Origin of the sequence: Amphritea sp. (assembly GCF_050300915.1) — a bacterium.
Classification (GTDB): Bacteria; Pseudomonadota; Gammaproteobacteria; order Pseudomonadales; family Balneatricaceae; genus Amphritea.
The window spans coordinates 17,777-36,017 of record NZ_JBNKYN010000002.1 but is presented as its reverse complement, the minus strand read 5'-3'; the positions used below and the strand labels follow the sequence as shown (position 1 = coordinate 36,017).

Annotated in this window: 1 protein-coding gene (only partly in view); it reads left to right on the top strand. The window is 52.6% G+C overall.

Going from position 1 to position 18,241, the window contains the following annotated elements:
* Positions 1–18,241, top strand: the 3' portion of a protein-coding gene (locus tag ACQY8X_RS00740; RefSeq protein ID WP_428033224.1) for a DUF4347 domain-containing protein. The gene continues 19,934 nt to the left of window position 1, outside the view; 18,241 of the gene's 38,175 nt are visible here — the last part of the coding sequence; its start codon lies off the left edge, out of view; the stop codon is at positions 18,239–18,241.

Genomic DNA, 18,241 nt, shown 5'->3' with positions numbered 1-18,241 from the left:
ACAGGTGTCGTTGGCAGAGGCAACCGCTGCGGCGATAGAAACAGCGCTGCTGAACCATCCGGATATCAACGCGGTAAAAGCCACCTGGGGCACTGAGCCGGGTGAATGGGTTATTCAGTTGCTGGATGCCACAACAGATACCGATGGCGATTTCTTTGACCTGAACCTGACCGTTGTCGAAAGCATAACTGATGCCCTGCAAACCCCGGCCGTCACTGTTTTTCTGGATAATCCCGATTATGTCGACGGTGTCAGCGACCCTGCAGATGCTGTGTTCACTTTCACCAATGGTGAACAGCATCTCAATTTCAGCACCGACTCCGCGATGGTCTGGTACGGCACTGAGCGGGTATTACTCAACAGCACGATGACCGAGGCCGATATTGTGGCCGCGTTTAATACTATTGATGGCTTAAGAGCCTCGACTGTTGCTGTTGTCATTAATGGTGTGGGTGACTGGAGCATCAGTTTCACTCCGTTGGATACGGTCAATACGCCTTATGAAGTGATGAAGCTGGCTGAAATTTCCATGCTGGCGGTGGCCGACCAGGTGGTTATCCAGTCACAGGAGATGAACAACAACGGGCGAGTGCAGAATTTAACCCTGGCCGCTGGCCCGGTATCGCTTTGGTATGGCGATAAAGCGATTGATATCAGTGTATTGAGTGCGGCGGGAATAGAAACCGCCCTTGAAAAGCTGGATGCCATTGACGATGTTCATGTGACTGGAACGGGCTCTGCGGCTGATCCGTGGCAGGTCACTTTCTTGCAGGCCGGGCAAACCGAAGAGGGTGCTTATCTGCAATTGCGTGCAGAGCAGTACTCATTGGGTGGCTCCGTGGTGCAGACGACTGAGGCATTCTCCCGCAACCTGAGTCATGGGGTTGTTGCCACGCAAGAGCTGTATCTGGAAGACTGGCAAGACCATGCTTACTTCACCTATAACGGTGAATCGGTGGTCTTGCAGCGTGACATGAGCGCCCTTGAAGTGGAGTTGTATCTGGAATCGCTGGATACCATTACCGATGTCTGGGTCGGAGGTTCGGGGATTGAAAATGATCCATGGACCGTCGCTATTCTGGATGCAGACCAGAACAGCGGTGCCAACTATGTTATGGACCGCTTCATCAACATCCAGAATATGGCAGTCAAAGCGGATGTTAATACGGCGGATAACAAACAACAGCAATACATTAATAAGACAGATGTGGTTGCCGGAACCTATCTGTATTACGGCGATTTCAGTGTTGAACTGACAGCTGCTGATCTGACGGCGGCGGGCTTACAGACGGCATTGATCAGCGGTGGTGTGAATGTGCTGGTGTATGATGAGGCCAGCGTTTACCGGATTGAGTTTGTTAATCCCGCGAGCCAGGCGCTTGTGGTCAACCCTGGCGGGGGCGGTTCACTCGAAGGCTTAACGGTGGCTCAGGACATTAATGTCAGTATGACGCTGCCTCTGGGAGTCTCCAGTACAACATTCAGCCACCCGGATTACCCCTCCATTACGGTTGATCTAACCACGCTGAATGCCGCCAGAAGCGCGGCCGAAGCTGCTGCAGAGGCTGAGACTTTAGCGATTGCTGCGGCAGCCGCAGCACCGACAGATGCTGCACTGCAAACGGCGTCTGCCGCTGCCACAGCGGCTGCGACAGCCGCTGCAACGACCGCTTCTGATGCGGCGCAGGATGTGGTGACAGAGCTGCAAACAAAATTTGCCGCCTGGAACGCGGTTGATCAGTTAGGTAATGCGACTCAGATTACGATCAATGGTGATGGCTTAAGCCGCAATACGCCTTTCACAATTGCGTTAGACGGCTTCTCATCCACGCTTGCGATCACCCAGACGTATGACTTCAGTGGTGCCGGTGTACAGGCGGTGATTGACAATATTTCATCCAGCTACAAGGTGATTGAACGGGTAGATGCTGCGGGTAACTGGCATATCGAGCTCGACGGCGCAGGTGATTATGCGGTACTGCCGCTGAATTCACCGACAGGCACGGCGGAGGGATATTTGTCATCGTTCCAGACTATTGAACAGAATGTGCCCCGCATGATTGAGAAGCCTACCTGGTCCATTCCTGAGGGCGGCGGTGAAGCGGTTCTGGATGGTGGCACCGACTGGTTTGAAGACCCGACCTACAATACCGATAACGCCAACGATAGTGTGTTAATCGAGGGTGGCGACGATGCCAGTATCCGGGATTACTTTACCGTGGGTCACGAGTTACAGGATACCGGTCTGGTTGATGCCAGCCTCAATCCTATCCTGAAGAAAAACACCGAAACCGTGCAGGTTGTGCACCGCCGGGTGGATGACACCCAGGCGGATCACTTAAGCGAGCGGCAGGTGACAATTACCGTTCGCGGTATTGATCGCAAAGCGAATGAGTCGGATACCACAGACAAGTTCGACACTATTAATATCGATGCGCTGGGCGGGGATGATTTCATTATTGCGGGCTTTAGCCCGAATGACGAACCGATTCTGGGCAACACCATTAACTCTGATGCGGTCATACTGTCACGGGCTGTGGATAATCTGGGCCTCAGCGGTGGTGACGGCGATGACCGTCTGATCGGCAGTCAGTACAACGACCGTATCAATGGTGGCGAGGGCAATGATGTTATTACCGGTGGTCGTGGTACCGATATCTTCGAAGATATCGATGTCGATAATAATGATATCGATACCCTGATCGAGCAGAGAGATCTCAATTTCAGCTTGTCGGAGGCTTCCTTCAAGGTCACGGGGCAGCAGCAATCCTTACTGGACCCAACCAAAGATGTCGCCATTAATGAAGATGAGACAACAGTTGGGGTGTTTGAACAGTTTGAAATATATGGTGGCGCCAGTGGTAACGACTATGGCGTGCGAGATTTCACCAAGAGCGCCTATTTCGATGGTGGCTTTGGTTCTGATAACTACGTGATGACCCTGAGTGGCACTGTCGATGATCAGTCCAACATCCATATCATGGATAGCGGGACCGGCGCGACAGAGAGCGATGTGCTGGAAATTCGCGGTGCTGATGATGCCGATGACCTGATGCACTTAGATGTTGATACCCAGTATCAGCTGTTAGAACGGCACAGAGACTCAGCCACTAATGCGTTGAGTGATTTTGTGCTCAGCTATTACGATAGCAACATCAATGTCTCTGCGACAGATACTGCTGCCACCATCCAGTCGAAACTGGCGGGTGCCGGTATTGTTGCCCGGGTGGCTGCTGTGGGTGGCGATGCGCTGATGATCGAGCTGGTGGATGCCCCCCAGACCTCAGAGAAGAAATTTATGCGCTTTGAGGTTGATGATGCAACGGCGGCGTCGGTCTCTGTGATTCGCTCCTTTGTGGAACGTCTGGCGGAAGATGGTACCGGTGCAGCCCTGTTGGCGGGTAAACCAGATATCGACGCGATGTTTGAGCGTAAAGACAATGAAATTCAGGTTTACAGTCTATTGCCCGGTCAGACCGGTAGTTACACCCTGAGTTATGATGGGGTGGCGACCAGTCTGTTAAACAGCAGCGATGATGCAGCCACTATTAAAGCGGCGCTGTTAGCGCTGACCGATCCGCTGACCGGTGAGAAGAAAATCACCGATGTTAATATCAAGGGGACAGGTACCAACCGTGACCCCTGGTATATAACCTTTAATGGCGCGACTCAGGATGTGCAGGGTAACTTCCACTTATTGCAGTCCAGCAACCCGGCACTGATCAATAAGCCGGTTGATATTGCGGATGCGATTGCCAGCACCACACCGTCAATCTCCATGGCAGACCCTGAATTCTATCAGCGGGTTTATTACAACGATGGCCTTGGCACCGTGTCTGTGCACGGTGGCGGTGGCAACGATACCTTTGTTGTTGATGGCACCATGGCGTCGCTGAATGTCTCCGGTGATGCCGGTGATGATAACTTCCTGATCGGACGTGTTATCGAAACCCACTTTGTGGATGATGGCCATGGCGAGCTGATCGAAGTGGTTAAAGGTCTCAACGGTATTACCGCCGGTGTGAATAACAATAGCTTCTTCTACGGCGGTACAGGTAATGACTACTTTGAGGTCAACCATAATATTGGCCAGCTGTCTTTGTATGGTGAAGCGGATGACGACACCTTCTTCCTGAAATCCCATCTGCAAAGTGGGGTGTCCCCGTCGAGTGCCGCGAGCGATACGGGCGGTGGCGGTATCGTTGCCGGTGCTGGCGATGAGAATAATCTCACCGCCGAAGATGAAAAAGACACCATGATTAACTACGTGCAAAATAATCGCGTATCTATTTTTGGTGGTTCTGGCTTCGATACCCTGATTCTGTCGGGCACACGTCTTGGTGATGAGTTCAATATCTTCACCGATGAAAACGATAAACAGTACATCTACGGTGCGGGTCTTAAGGTTGAGGGGGTTCAGGGTATTGAACGTCTGGCCCTGTTGACCGGTGCAGGTGAGGATGTGATTAACCTGTACGGCTTGAATGCCGATATCACCCTGTTGCTGAGTCTGGGGTCTGGCAATGACCATATCAATTATGGTGGTGCAGGTGGAACCTTTAACGTTACTTATCCGGAATCCAATGCCACCTATACCGTTGAGCAGAACATACTTGATGACGTGCTTGATACGCAAACTATCACCGATAATAAGGTGGTCTTCACCAAGCGGGAAAATAGTTATGATGCCGCCGCGTGGGAAGCGTTCTTCCAGAAATGGGTGAAGGCCGATGCCAATCCTGTGATTGATGAGGCTCACTGGCGGTTATTTGAAGCAAACTTGACTGTTGCGTTAAAACTGTTTGCTCAGGGGGTTGAACGGGCGCGCTACAACCCTGTGCATGGCGTTAGTTTGTCCAGTCTGGTGCAGAAACGCTACGGCAACTGGGTTTTCAATGTCCGCCAGGACAATACTGCGGCTGTCGATGCCTATGTGGCGAATACCAACTCGCTGGAACAGGCGCTGAACTTCGCTGGCCAGGAGTGGGGGCAAAACTATCCCGATGGTGATTGGGAGAACTACTTCGCCACGGATGTTGCCCTGGAGGGTAAACCCGGTGGTCGTTCTATCGTTGCACCCAAACTACCTGATGAGATCGATTTTGATCTGTTCAATCGCCTGGCTGATAGCGGATCTATCAAAGCGGGCAATATGACGCTGGACGATGTTTTCTTCGGCACCTACTTAAACTGGGTTATCGGCCAGACGGTCACCGGCAGTATTATTCAGAGTGATCAGGTACGTCAGGGCTCGTCTAACAGCGCGCCTGAAATTGATAATTGGGGATACGATCCGGATCTGTTTCTGACGGATGTTTACGTGCGCAATGTGCCTGTATATCACCAGGCGAGTTACTGGTTCTTTGGTACGCATCATTACACCTATACCACTGACTGGGGGGGCGTGACTGGTGTAGGCGATGAAAAATACGCTTCATATGACCGCGTTGGTGTTGCCGGGTCAACACCCGGTAAAGATCTGTTCTGGGATATGATCTCATTGTTCTACGATGTCGAAGCGAAGAAGGAGAGCGATACCACGATTAATGTCGTGCAGAACTATAGTGCGGCAGAGATTACCGGCACAGCGGCGTATAAATTTGACAACCTGCCTGAACGGACCGTGGCTAAAATACTGCCTGAAAACTACGATATGTCGCGTATTGCCGGCCTGGTTCGGGTTGTGGGTGGCGCGGATACCGATACGGTGACGGTTAATGCCAGAGATAATGCCGGTCTGGACATTACCTTAGCGAAGCAGCAGCTGGAAACGGTTGATTTTGATTTCAATCTCACCAAGCTGGCTGAGCTGACCACCGGTACCGGCTTTACACCGGATGATCTGAAGAGCGCGTTAATCCGCGCCCATAAAGATACTCAGGTGGGGGTTCTTGACGATCTGCTGAATGGCGATGTGGCCGAGGCCAGTGTCACCTTATCGAAAGATGTTCTGGTCGAGAAATTTACCGCACTCGAATACCTCAATCCTTTGCTAGGGGCTGTTACTGCACTGGCAGATTCAAACCCTGTGGTATCGGACACAACCTTTATTGATCGCTTAGATGGTTTTGTGAAGCGGGGTCTGCAGTTGATGGGTGAGAACCTCATCAGCACCTATGACTTCTCTATGGATGTACTGGATGCCCTGCTGATCGATCCAATGCTGGATGAGATATCCGATGCTACCGGCCTGGTGACCAATGTGGTGACGGCGCTTGAGAATCTGAGAAGCTATCTGGATCTGTCGGGGGTTCGTGACCAGCTTAAAAATGGCAGCTTGCCGGATGGCCGGGTTTATGACATCGCCTCTGACTCCGCACTAAGGGTGTATAAGCAGACTCAGCTGGATACATCGATTCGTTCGACCAGCTACGAGTACTCTCAGAATATCTGGGATAACGATACCTGGGATGCGGCGTATGACTGGAATGCCTCACTGGGCGATTATGTTGGCCGTTTAGACCCTAATGCGGATGATGTGCAGGCGCTTACCCGTAACGATAATGGTTATGGAGATGGTCCGCAGGCCGATAGTACCGCGGGTAAAACCAACTACAACGTGGTGCGTGAAATTGATACCCGTGAAATTCTGGCGATCAATTACACCGTTGGTGATACGTCCGGTGTTGAGGGGGTTAACTGGGTCAGCGGCACGGTGGGTAATAGCGATGCGACCCGGGGCAAAGAGATTCTGCTCAATACCCTGTATGCAGAGATAGTCGATAATCTGGATCACTCCTATTACAGCTATTCCTACTACGGTGTGGGCGCCCAGCACCAGGAGATTCTGGAAGCGGTTGCCCTGCGTCGCTTTAATCAGGACAGTGCTGCCAACGATGTTGCCGCCAGTCATGTGCTGGATGACGGTGTTTATCTCACCGCGGCTAACTGGAAAGCCTACGCCAATGCCGTTGGCCAGAGCGCTATCGGTGATCTTGAATTCAATGATGCCAACGTCACCCGCTTAATCGAAACGCTGGATGGCGGTCAGGCTCTGCGTACCGATGTCGAAGCACCACTGCTGGATGGCTTAATCATTACCCGTGATATCAATGGCCAGGCCGTGGATCACGAGATTAATATCAATGGTGTGCAGGATGACTATGGCTTCTATTTAGCTGAGTCGGTAGAAGTCCTCATGACCATCAGTGAAACGCTGGTGGTCACCGATGAGTTTGTGACCGGTAAAGGTGCAGTTGAGAACGTGGTATCGTTTGATACGCTGCAAGGCCTGGGGGAATACGCCGTGCGTATGGTGGGCGTCGAAGATGTCGTCCTCAACCTGAATGCCGATGACGCCAACGACAACAGTCAGGTTGTCGTGGATAAAGTCTCAATTGAAAGCCTGCACCATGCAACCGACGTTACGGTTAATACCGGTGCCGGTGGTGACAAACTATTTGTTTCCGCCGCAGGCGCTGCGAATATCGAACTGAATACGGGGGCGGGCAATGATTCGGTTACCCTGTCCGACACCGGGGCCTATGCTGAAGTGAATGCGGGGGCCGATGACGATACGATTCGGGTTAACTACAACGCCAGCGATCTGCAAACTAACCGCGATGGTATCGGTGGCGAACTGGTGCTGCGGGGTGAAACGGGGTCTGACTGGTATTACATTGGCCTGGCCAGTGAAGGTGAATCCGTCATCACGATCGATGATGATGCCGCTGACACCGGTTTTGACCGGGTGGCGATTCAGGGAACCGATCAGGCGGACAGCTTCCTGTTCCGGCCGGATAGTATCTTTGCCCTGCAGGTGGATGCCGCGGGTAATACGGTGGTCGGTGCGCCTGTCCAGCGGGTTAATTACAACATCGATAATAACGACGAAATCAACGTCTATGGTCGTGATGGTAATGACAGCTTCACTTTCGATGACACCACCGCGAAGATGTCGGTGTATGGTGATGCCGGTGACGATACCTTCCAGGTAGGACAGGTATTCAATTCGGCCCGGGATAATGTTGAATCGGGTCTGAAGCCGGAAGACTATTTTGCGACGACACTGGTGTCACAGGGCTATATCAGTAACGGCATCAGCTACGACGCGTCGCTTAACGGGGGGATTGGTGAGGACAACTTTGTTGTCTATCGCAACGTCGCCTCTGTTGATCTGAATGGTGATGAAGATAACGATACCTTCTTAGTCCGCAGTTTCGTGCTGGTTGATCCTGATGATGAAAACGCACCGGTCGCCAATATTAATGGTGGTCAGGGTGCCGACTTCATCAACTACGCGATGAACGCTCCGGTCAATATTCGCGGTGGCGATGGCCTGGATACTGTGACTATTCTGGGTACCGAGTTCGGTGATGATTATGTGATTACTGAAGAGGGGGTTTACGGTGCCGGTCGCTTCATCGGCTTTGAAGGGGTTGAGCGATTAATTATTAATGGCATGGAAGGCAATGATAACTTCTATGTTTACAGCACCAGTGAAAACCTGGATCTGAACCTGATCGGTGGCTTAGGCAGCGACACCTTTAATACGGCGGGTGGCAACGATGGCAAGCCGGTCACCGTGGTTGCGGATGACCTGCAGGGCCACAGTGGCTTGCTGCAACACACCCTGACCACCGGTGATGCCCGCTTCCAGGCACTGACTAAAACCATCTCCGCCGATGTCATGGACGATGATGAAGCGGGTGTCATTATTCGCCCTGTCGGTTCATCTATCCGTGCATTTGAGCATGCCGCAGGTGTTGTGCTGGCGGACCGGAACAAAACCAATAATACCTATGAAGTGGTTCTGACCCGGGCGCCGCAGGATGTTGTGCGGGTAACCGCCAGTGCCGTTCTGGCAACTGAGCTGGAATTGAAACAGGGCGGTAAAGGCGTTGCACTGAATGGCAGCGAAGACACTACCACGCTGTTGTTCGACCGCACCAACTGGTTTATTCCGCAGCTGGTCACCGTTACCGCTCCGGATGATGATCTGGCTGAAGGTGTGCGTAATGTGGTGATCCGCCATGCGGTTCAGGAGGGCGATACTGATCAGGATGGTGATGGATATGATCGACTTCAGGTAAGCCAGATCTCTGCAGAAGTGGTGGATGATGATCTGACGTCCCATAAAGTGATTGATGATAATCCTGATGTGACAGTGACCCTGATGGCTAATAACCGCTACCAGGTAACGTTGTCGCAGGCACCCACAGCGGACGTTAAGATTGAGATTGATGCCCCCGATTCGATGGTGACGGATAAAACCGTTTTAACCTTCACCGCCGCGGACTGGGGGCCACAAATCGTCTCCTACAGTGCCGCGAATGGTGGCGATCCGGATGGTCTGATCTCCCACTTAGTGATCACCGATGATGCCTTCTATAGCGGCAAGGTCATGGGCAGCATTGATGTCCGCTCAGTGTCTCCGACGGTCCTGATTGCCAAGAGCAGCAGAGAACCACTGGTGGCTGAAGCGGTTGCCTCTCTGCGCAGTGACAGTTACGAGCTGATGTTAAGCCATCAGCCATCGGCTGATGTGACCATCACTATCGCCAGCGATGGGCAGTTATCAACCGGCGGTGTTACGACACTGACGTTTACACCGGACGATTGGTATAAAGCGCAAACGGTTACCTTTACGGCTATTGATGATGCCGAGGTGGAAGGCATTCATTACGGTCGTTTAAGCCATACAGTGAGCAGTGATGACCCTTATTACGATGGTCTTACCATGGGTGTGGTCGATGTCACTATCGCCGATGATGAATCACCAACGTTACTGATCCTGCAAAACAATGGTCGTGCACAGGTTACTGAAACCGGCGCAGAAGCGGTGCTGGGCGAAGGCATGGTTCTCGTGAGCAGTTCCGGCAGTTCGGCTCAGGCGAGTTTTGGGCTGGCTGAGGTGGAAGAGTTGCAAGGCAATGACACCGTTAAGTCGGCTCAGGATTTGAGTGCCGCGCGCTGGACCACCGCCACTGATCCGACGATTTCAAACTCTAAAGCTGCACCGCACATCACCGTTAATGGTCGTGGCGATGGCTCGAAAGATTACTTCAAATTCACTGTTACCCAGCCGATGATTGATGCTGCGGGTGCTGCCGGGATCGATTTCTGGGCGGATGTGGATGCGGATTATACCTATGGCGACAGCGTTTATTGGCAGAGCAAAACCAACCTGTTGAAACTGGATCAGGGGAAAACCTCGGTTCTGCCCGCTACCTATTACAACAACAGTTACATTAATTACAAAATCACTGAGGCAGGCACCTACTACGTCGAGGTTGAAGGCAACACCAATCGCGTCAGCCCGGAATGGGAAGGCGTGCCTGAAGGCACCGATTATAAGTTGCATCTCAGCTTGCCGCAGCAGGTTACCACGGAGTTTGACTTCACCCAGTCACCGCTGCTTGAAGATGAAAATGCAACCGGCTTCGCTAATGGCACCGGAGGTCAGGTCATCAGTGACACGGATGGCGTTATCGGTACGGGGAGTGACAATAAGGGTTGGTATACAGAGCCCAACATTCTGATCGGCAACACCGAAGTGGGAGGGGCAATTAACGACTCGATGTCGCATATCACCATCGAAGGGGGCGGCTCAGATAAAACGGATAGCTACCTCTTTGAAGTCACCGATGAGATGCTGTTCAGCGCTGCCGGTTCTGTTAATGGTGATTCTAAAGCCGGCAGTACCGGCGGTTGGTACACCTCCGCGGGTATTAATTTCCCTGCTAGCGTTGCTGTGGGTGATCGGTGGCATGTCACTGTCTCCGGTGTGACCTATGACGTAGAGGCGGCGAGCACCAGTGGTGCTGACCTTGCTACGGCACTACTGAATAAGCTGAAAGATGCCAATACCGGGTTGGATAGCTTCTTTAGTGCGGCGAAGGGAAGTTCAGCCGACGATGTCGTGATCACCAATGCCGACAACGGCTTTAAGTTGTCGATTACCCATGAAACGACCTATTCTGCGGCGCAAACATCCACCGCATTGCAGCAGACCAGTCTGGTTCTGAAGGCGCCTTCATTCGGTATTGCCAATGGGCAGGACTGGATCGTTACCATTGATGGTCAGGATTACACCTTTGCTAAGTCTTCCGGGGCTAACAACCTCAACACCGTGGGGACAGGCATGGTTGGCGCTGTGAAAGCAGTGTTGGGGCAGGACTATCGGATCGAATATGATAATGGCACTAAAACCCTGATCATTACTGACGATGCCAGTAAAGCGATCAGCGTCAGGGTGGTTGATGATCGTGTCGTTGATACAGGCAGCACTCAGCTGGTTGAAGCGACCTTTACGGTGTCCGGGCCAGTCACGACGGCTAAGACCTGGTGGGTAGAGGTCGATGGTCAGCGAGGCAGCTATACCAGCAGTTATACCGATGCCGCTGACGCGCCGAGCCTGGCAGATATCGCTGCGGCTATCCAGACCGATCTGGATACTAAGTTGCAGGCGTTGGCTGCTTCAACCTATCAGCTAACGGCAACCACCAATGGTTTCAGTGTCAAGCAACTGAAAAATCAGGATATGAGCACCGCTGACAGTGGTACTGGTGGTACAGGGGCTGTGGCCCGGTCCGCAGAAGTTACTCAGCAAACACTGGTTCTGGATAGCTCACTGACGGCTGAAAACTGGCGAATTCTGGCTGGCTCAACAGCCGTGGCCAGTAACCTCAGTGCCCCCGCCAGCGATGCTGAACTTGATGTTGTGGGCGCAGATCTGGCCGCACAGCTGACATCTGGCGCTTATGCCGCTGATTATGTGGCAGCAGACAATACCCTGAGGATAACCCGTGACAGTGGTACGACCAGTCCGGGTCTGACCCTGAATGCTGTGGTGACTGAAAACACTGAAGCCTCCCGCAGCAGCGCTAATGTGACAGTTTATTCCCAGGCGTTGACCATTGATGCCGGATACAGCTACAGCAGCAGCGATGTCTGGAGCATAGCGGTTAAGGACGCTAATGATAATGACGTGGCCTACACCGGCAGTTCATTGTCGACGATTTATGGTACTGCCGGAGCAACCGGTGGATTAGCGGGCGTTGCCACAGCACTGACCAATGGATTGGCGGGCATTACGGTGACCGTCGATGCGGGAGCCTTAGTGTTCGTTGCGGATGATGAAAGTAGTGTCTCTGCCAGCCTGACGATTACAAACAATGAAGCGGTTAATCTGCCACAGGCCGATACGCGGGATCGTTGGGACCTGTACGTACTGGATATTGATTCTGATGCATCACCCGCCGTGGGGGATGCGTGGTCGATTACGGTGAATGGCATCACTTACACTCATATCGTGAGTCAGAGTGATATCGATGCCGCTGATCCGATCAATGATGTCGTTGCTGACGGCTTGATGAGCCAGCTTTATGCGGCGGGTCTGAGTGACAGTGCTACTGCAACCGGTCATCAGGTGTTGGTTAATAACAACATCGATGATGCGCTTATTTCCAATGGGCGTAAGACTCAGGTCCAGGGCCTGTTCGATATCGATTATGGTCATGCCTATAGTGATGTCACTACGAGCATCACCAGCAGTAAATCGTTGTCATCTTCAGGCAATATCCTGACGGGGGCCACCACGACCCTGCGTGTGGTGGAAACACAAGTGACTTCCACACAGTCCTATGTGCCGTACATGAAGGTGTTCGACATGACATCCGGCGCCGTTAACGGCACCGAGATGACCTATGATAAAGACTTTAGCTGGTTGGCGGATAACGGCAGCAGCAGTAGGCAGGATCCGATGCTGGAATTCCTGTTTGCCAATAAAGGCAGCTATCGTGTCGAAGTGGGCTATTCGGTTACCTACACCATCGATACTAACGTGCGCACGGAAGTGACGACCTTAAAGCAATCTCTGTTTAGTAGCTCTACCAGCACGACGGTCACCTACGACAGTAAGACCGCTTCAACAACCTCGCTGGAGGGAATGACAGAGAACTACAAGCTGAATATCTCACTCGATGGCCATGCGACGGACAGCAACTATGTGAAAATGGATGGCATGTTATTGAAGGTAACCAGCGGAACCAATGCCGGGAAGGTCGCGATTATTGAGAGTTATGACCCGCTCACCGATAGCTATCGGTTTAAGGACGCTGCTGGCGTACTGGCTGATCCGAACTACGCCGAATATGCCCAGCGTCACGGGGCAAATCTGGTGTCCAGTCTGAGCCTGAGTGCGGGTGACCGGTTCGAAGTCAGCTACCTGATGACCGATGTCGATGGTTATGTCGATCAAACCTGGCAGGATGACTCCTATCAGGTGGTGCTGTCCGGTGCGCCAATGGTACTTGATCCTGCCACCGGTTTGCTGGTGCCAGATCTGCTGACCGTTGATTTCGCCGGAATTGAAACCCGTACCTATCATAGTAACTACGCCTTCGAGGACGGTAAAACCGCCGAGCATAATCTGGTTCAGGTCAACCCAGGCAAATCCAGTATCACCTTTACGGGTGGTACACCAGGTGCTGGCCAGGTGGCCTGGGATGATATTCAGACGGTTACCCTGTCCGCCGTTGATGACAACATTATTGATGGGGGGGATGCGCAGGTATTCGAACCGTTAGGCGAACGCCTCAACCGTATTCGCGGGCCGATCTCCATCGACGGTGGTTTGGTTGAGAGTGCCGGTCAGAGCCTTAAGGATCCACTCTTATTACCGGAGGAACATAACTGGTATAAAACCGAAGGCACGCTCACCTCGATTACTGAGGTCGGCGGAAAAATTGTCGTTACTGACACCGCCGCAGAATACTGGGACAAAGACAGCTTCACTCACAAACCGGGCTTTAATCTCGACCTTGAGAACGGTCTGTTTGAACTGGTCGTGGTTGATAACGCCACCGGCGAAACTGTCACCATGGAGATTGAGTCTCAAAATGGTCAGAGCTTCACCTTAGTCGGTGACTGGCCAAATGGCACGGTGCCAGCGGCGCGCGACTATTACATTAATCCGGTTAACATGAACACCCGGGTGACCGAAGAGACCCAGGTGGATGTGTTCAATCTGTATAACGGCGCCAGCCCTGCTGCGGAAAGTGGCACCTTAACCTCTGACACCATCACCGGTTTTGGTATGGGTGATGACATCAGACTGGGTGATGAATTAATCCCCGGTGGCATCCGTTATGCCAATATTGAAGCGCTGTCGATTGAACTGGGTGAAGGTGTTGATGATCTGACGATTGAGTCGACTCATACCGGCAGTACCACGATTGATACCCGTGGGGGAGATGACCGGATAGCCGTAGAGACGGTGGCAGGCGCTCTGACCCTGAAAACCGGTGATGATGACGACATTGTTACTGTGGGTAGCCAGCAACAGTTAGCCGATGAAATTGCGGCGTTGCTGGTGGTTGATGGTGGTGCCGGTAATAACCAGTTGATAGTGAATGATTCTGGTGATGCCGATAGCAATGAAATGCAGCTGACGTACGACAGTATTACCGGTCTGGATATGCCGTCCCTGTCAGAGGTGCAATCGCTCTATATCCGCGCCGTATCGGGTCATTACACACTGGATATCGCTGGTGTGGCGATCGAGATTGCTGATCTTGAGGAAGCGACTCTGCTGAGCGCACTGAAGACCCACTTCAATGCGGGGCCTGGTCTGCTGGTTGAGCGGCAGGAGATCGTCAATGGCTATACCTTTACCATCACCTTTGGTGGTGAATTGGCTGGTGAGTCTGTCCCTCAGTTGCAGATTACCGATATAACCGGGTTGAACGCAGCAGCGGACGCCACCGTAGAGGTTAAAACCAGTACCCTCAGAGAGGGCGCTCTGAGCGCACAAACCGGCCGGATTCAAACGCTGACTCCGGCATCAACCGGTGCCTATCAGTTAGAGATTCTGGGCCAGTTAACCGCTTCAATTGCGGTCACGGCCACTCAGGCGGAGATCATTGAAGCGCTACGGCCGATTCTGAACCCGAACAACAAGCCTGCTTCCTATGTAAACAGTGACTTGTCGGATCAGCAGGATTACCTGCCTTACACTGACAATGTGTCGGTAACCCGGGTGGGTGATGAGTGGCTGATTCAGTTCCAGGGGGCGTTTGCCGATGTTGAAATTACCCGGGTGATTGGTGATGCGACCGTTGAAACCCGCATGGAGGGTATTAACTACTACAACATTGGTCAGCTTGAAATTAATTTAGGCAGCGGCAGCGATACCGTGAATGTGCTCTCGACACATCAGCACACGGAAACCAGTATCAACACCTTTGCCGGTGAAGATTCAATCTACGTCACCAGTGATGCAAACGCTGATCTGACCAATCAGGACACCGCTCACGGTAGTCTGGATGGTATCAACGGCCTGCTCAATATAGATGCAGGCAGCGGTTCTAACGCGTTGTATATCAGTGACTTTGATGACACCGATGCCGATAACGCCACCTTAAGTGATGGCCGCATTGTGGGTATGGCGGCGGGGGATATTACCTACACCGCCAGCCATGGTGATTACAATAATGATCTGGTTATCTGGGCAGGTCAGGGCGCGGATCAGATCACCATTGATGGCGTCTACCTTGAAGGGGTTAGCGTGACCTCCTTCTATGCCAACGCAGGCAGCGACAGCATTACGGTCACCGCCACTGATGATCTGCTGAATCCGGCTCACGGAGTCCTGGCACCATTGGGTGATAGTGAGGCCCGTCGTCTGGATATCTTTGGTAATACCGGTGACGATGAAATTTATGCCGGTGCTGCTACGCTGGCGATCCGCGTTCATGGTGATGAAGATAATGACCTGATCTTTGGTAGTCAGGGGGATGACATACTCTATGGCAATGACGGTGATGACCGTCTCTACGCCAACGGCGGTGATGACATCGTTTACGGTAATGTGGGCCGCGATACCCTGGAGGGTAACGACGGTAGCGATACCCTGAGAGGTGGAACCGGGGACGATATTATCAGCGGTAATGGCGGTGATGACTTTATCTTCGGCGAAACCGGCAACGACATCCTCTTCGGTGATGACGGTTCAGTACAGGATGCTGCAGGCAATGCACTGCTGGCCCGTGAACTGGACAGTCTCGCACTGATCACCAGCGATGACATCACTGCCGCTGGCAAAGATAGCATCGAGGGTGGTGAAGGCAATGACCGTATTATTGCCGGTCTGGGTGGTGACTCTGTCACTGATGCTACTGGCGACAACGTGGTGCTGGGCGACCTGGGGTCAATCAGTTATACCGGCGTCAGTGCCAGCAGTGCGGGTATGGTGACCCGGGTTAATGCCAGCAACACTCACGGCGGCGATGACACTATCGCGGTCGGTACTACCTCCGGTAACAATATTGTTATCGGTGGTCAGGGCAGTGATGCGATCACCACAGACAGTGGCGCGGATGTCGTGCTGGGTGATAATGGTGAACTGATTTACAGCAACGCTATCCTGACCCGTGCAAGGGCGACTGAGACCAGTATCGGTGGAGCCGACCTGATTAATGTAGGTGAAGGTGATAACACCGTTATCGCCGGACAGGGTGCTGATACGGTCAGCAGCGGAAGCGGTAATGACCGGGTGATTGGTGATAACGGTGAGATCGTTATTGGCAGCAACGGTGTGGTGCAGACGATTCAGACTACCGACATCGTTAATGGTGGTGATGACATTATTATCCTTGCCGATGGTCATAATACCGTGCTCGCAGGCCAGGGTGATGACAGCATCACCACCGGAGCCGGTGATGATGATATCTTTGGTGATAATGGCCTGATTGAATACACTAACGGGCTTGCGGTACGTCTGCTGTCTACGGATGTCGACGAAACCAGTACCGGTGTGGATATTATTGATGCCGGAGAGGGCACTAACCGGGTGATCGCAGGCTTTAACGCCGACACGGTCACCTCGGGTAGTGGCGTTGATGTGATCCTGGGTGATGCGGGCGAGCTGATCTATCTTAATAACGTTCTCCAGCGTGCTACCACGGCTCAAACACCTTTAGGTGGTGCTGACACGATCAGCAGTGGCGATGGCGATAACCTTATTCTGGCGGGGGCCGGGGCGGACAGTGTTGAGACCGGAAACGGTGCCGACGTTGTTCTGGGTGATACCGGTGAAGTCATATTCGAAACCGGCCAGCTGAAGAGTGTTATCACCAGTAATGAGGGTAACGGTGATGACAACATCAGTACCGGTGCTGGCGATGACGTTGTCTTTGCTGGTTTGGGCAGCGATCTCATTAACTCCGGCGCCGATAACGATATCGTCATTGCTGATACTGGTATCCTGAATTATAACTTCACCTCTGAACCTGCAATTCTGATCAGAAATGATGTTGATCCGACACTGGGTGGCGATGACATTGCTTATCTGGGCGCAGGTAATGATATTGGCCTGGGCGGTGCCGGTTCCGACATGATCAGCGGACAGGACGGCGAGGATGCGATCTTTGGTGACTTTGTTGAAATTACCATATCGGCCACCGGGCTGAGGGATTTCCAGTCTACCTTACCGATCTTTGGCGCGAGTGATCTGCTCTCCGGTGGAGACGGCTTTGATATTATGGTGGGCGGTAGTGGCTTTGACTATTACGACGGCAGTTTCACCACCGATGTCATTCTGGGTAACTATGCCCGGATTCAGGATTCCGCTGACTTTACCTCGCTGTTGATTGTATCCGACCCTACTAACCGGGAGGTTATCTCTTCCAGCCTGTTTGGTATCTACGGCGCTGAGTCAGGCGTGTTTACGGAACGATCAGATAGCTTCTATGTGGATCAGGAGGGTTCTGAAGAGTCTCCGCTACGGACAGATACCGCCCTGCGCTTAATGCCACTGCTGAATGGTGAAGAACTTTCCCGCATGACCGACAGTGAGCTGAAAGAGTTTTTGCGGAATCTGCCATTATTGGGCGTTGAGGAGAGAAGACGTTCCGGGCATACAGCCAGCTCAGAATCTGTGCCAGAAAAAACGCAGCAACCGGCTGTACCTGTTGCGGCAGAAGATGCCATAATCCCAGCGACTGCGGCGAATCAGGCGGCAGGTGCGTATGGGTCATGGCTGCCTGGGGATAACGATTCTGAGAAGCGCTCTCAGGAGGATGTTGTTGAAGCGGCAAGTGACTATTCGATAACCTCGAATGCATCCCTGTCGGATTCGCTGGCGGTTGGGCTTCTGTTAGCCGCCAATGTGGCAGGTCAGCGAGGATGGCGATTGAGTCGCCTGAGTGATGACGAGAGTGTTATTCAGGGAGACTTGCAGGATTTGCGTAAAACTCAGTCCAGCCGGAAGTATTCAATCTGGCAGAAACAGGACTTTTAA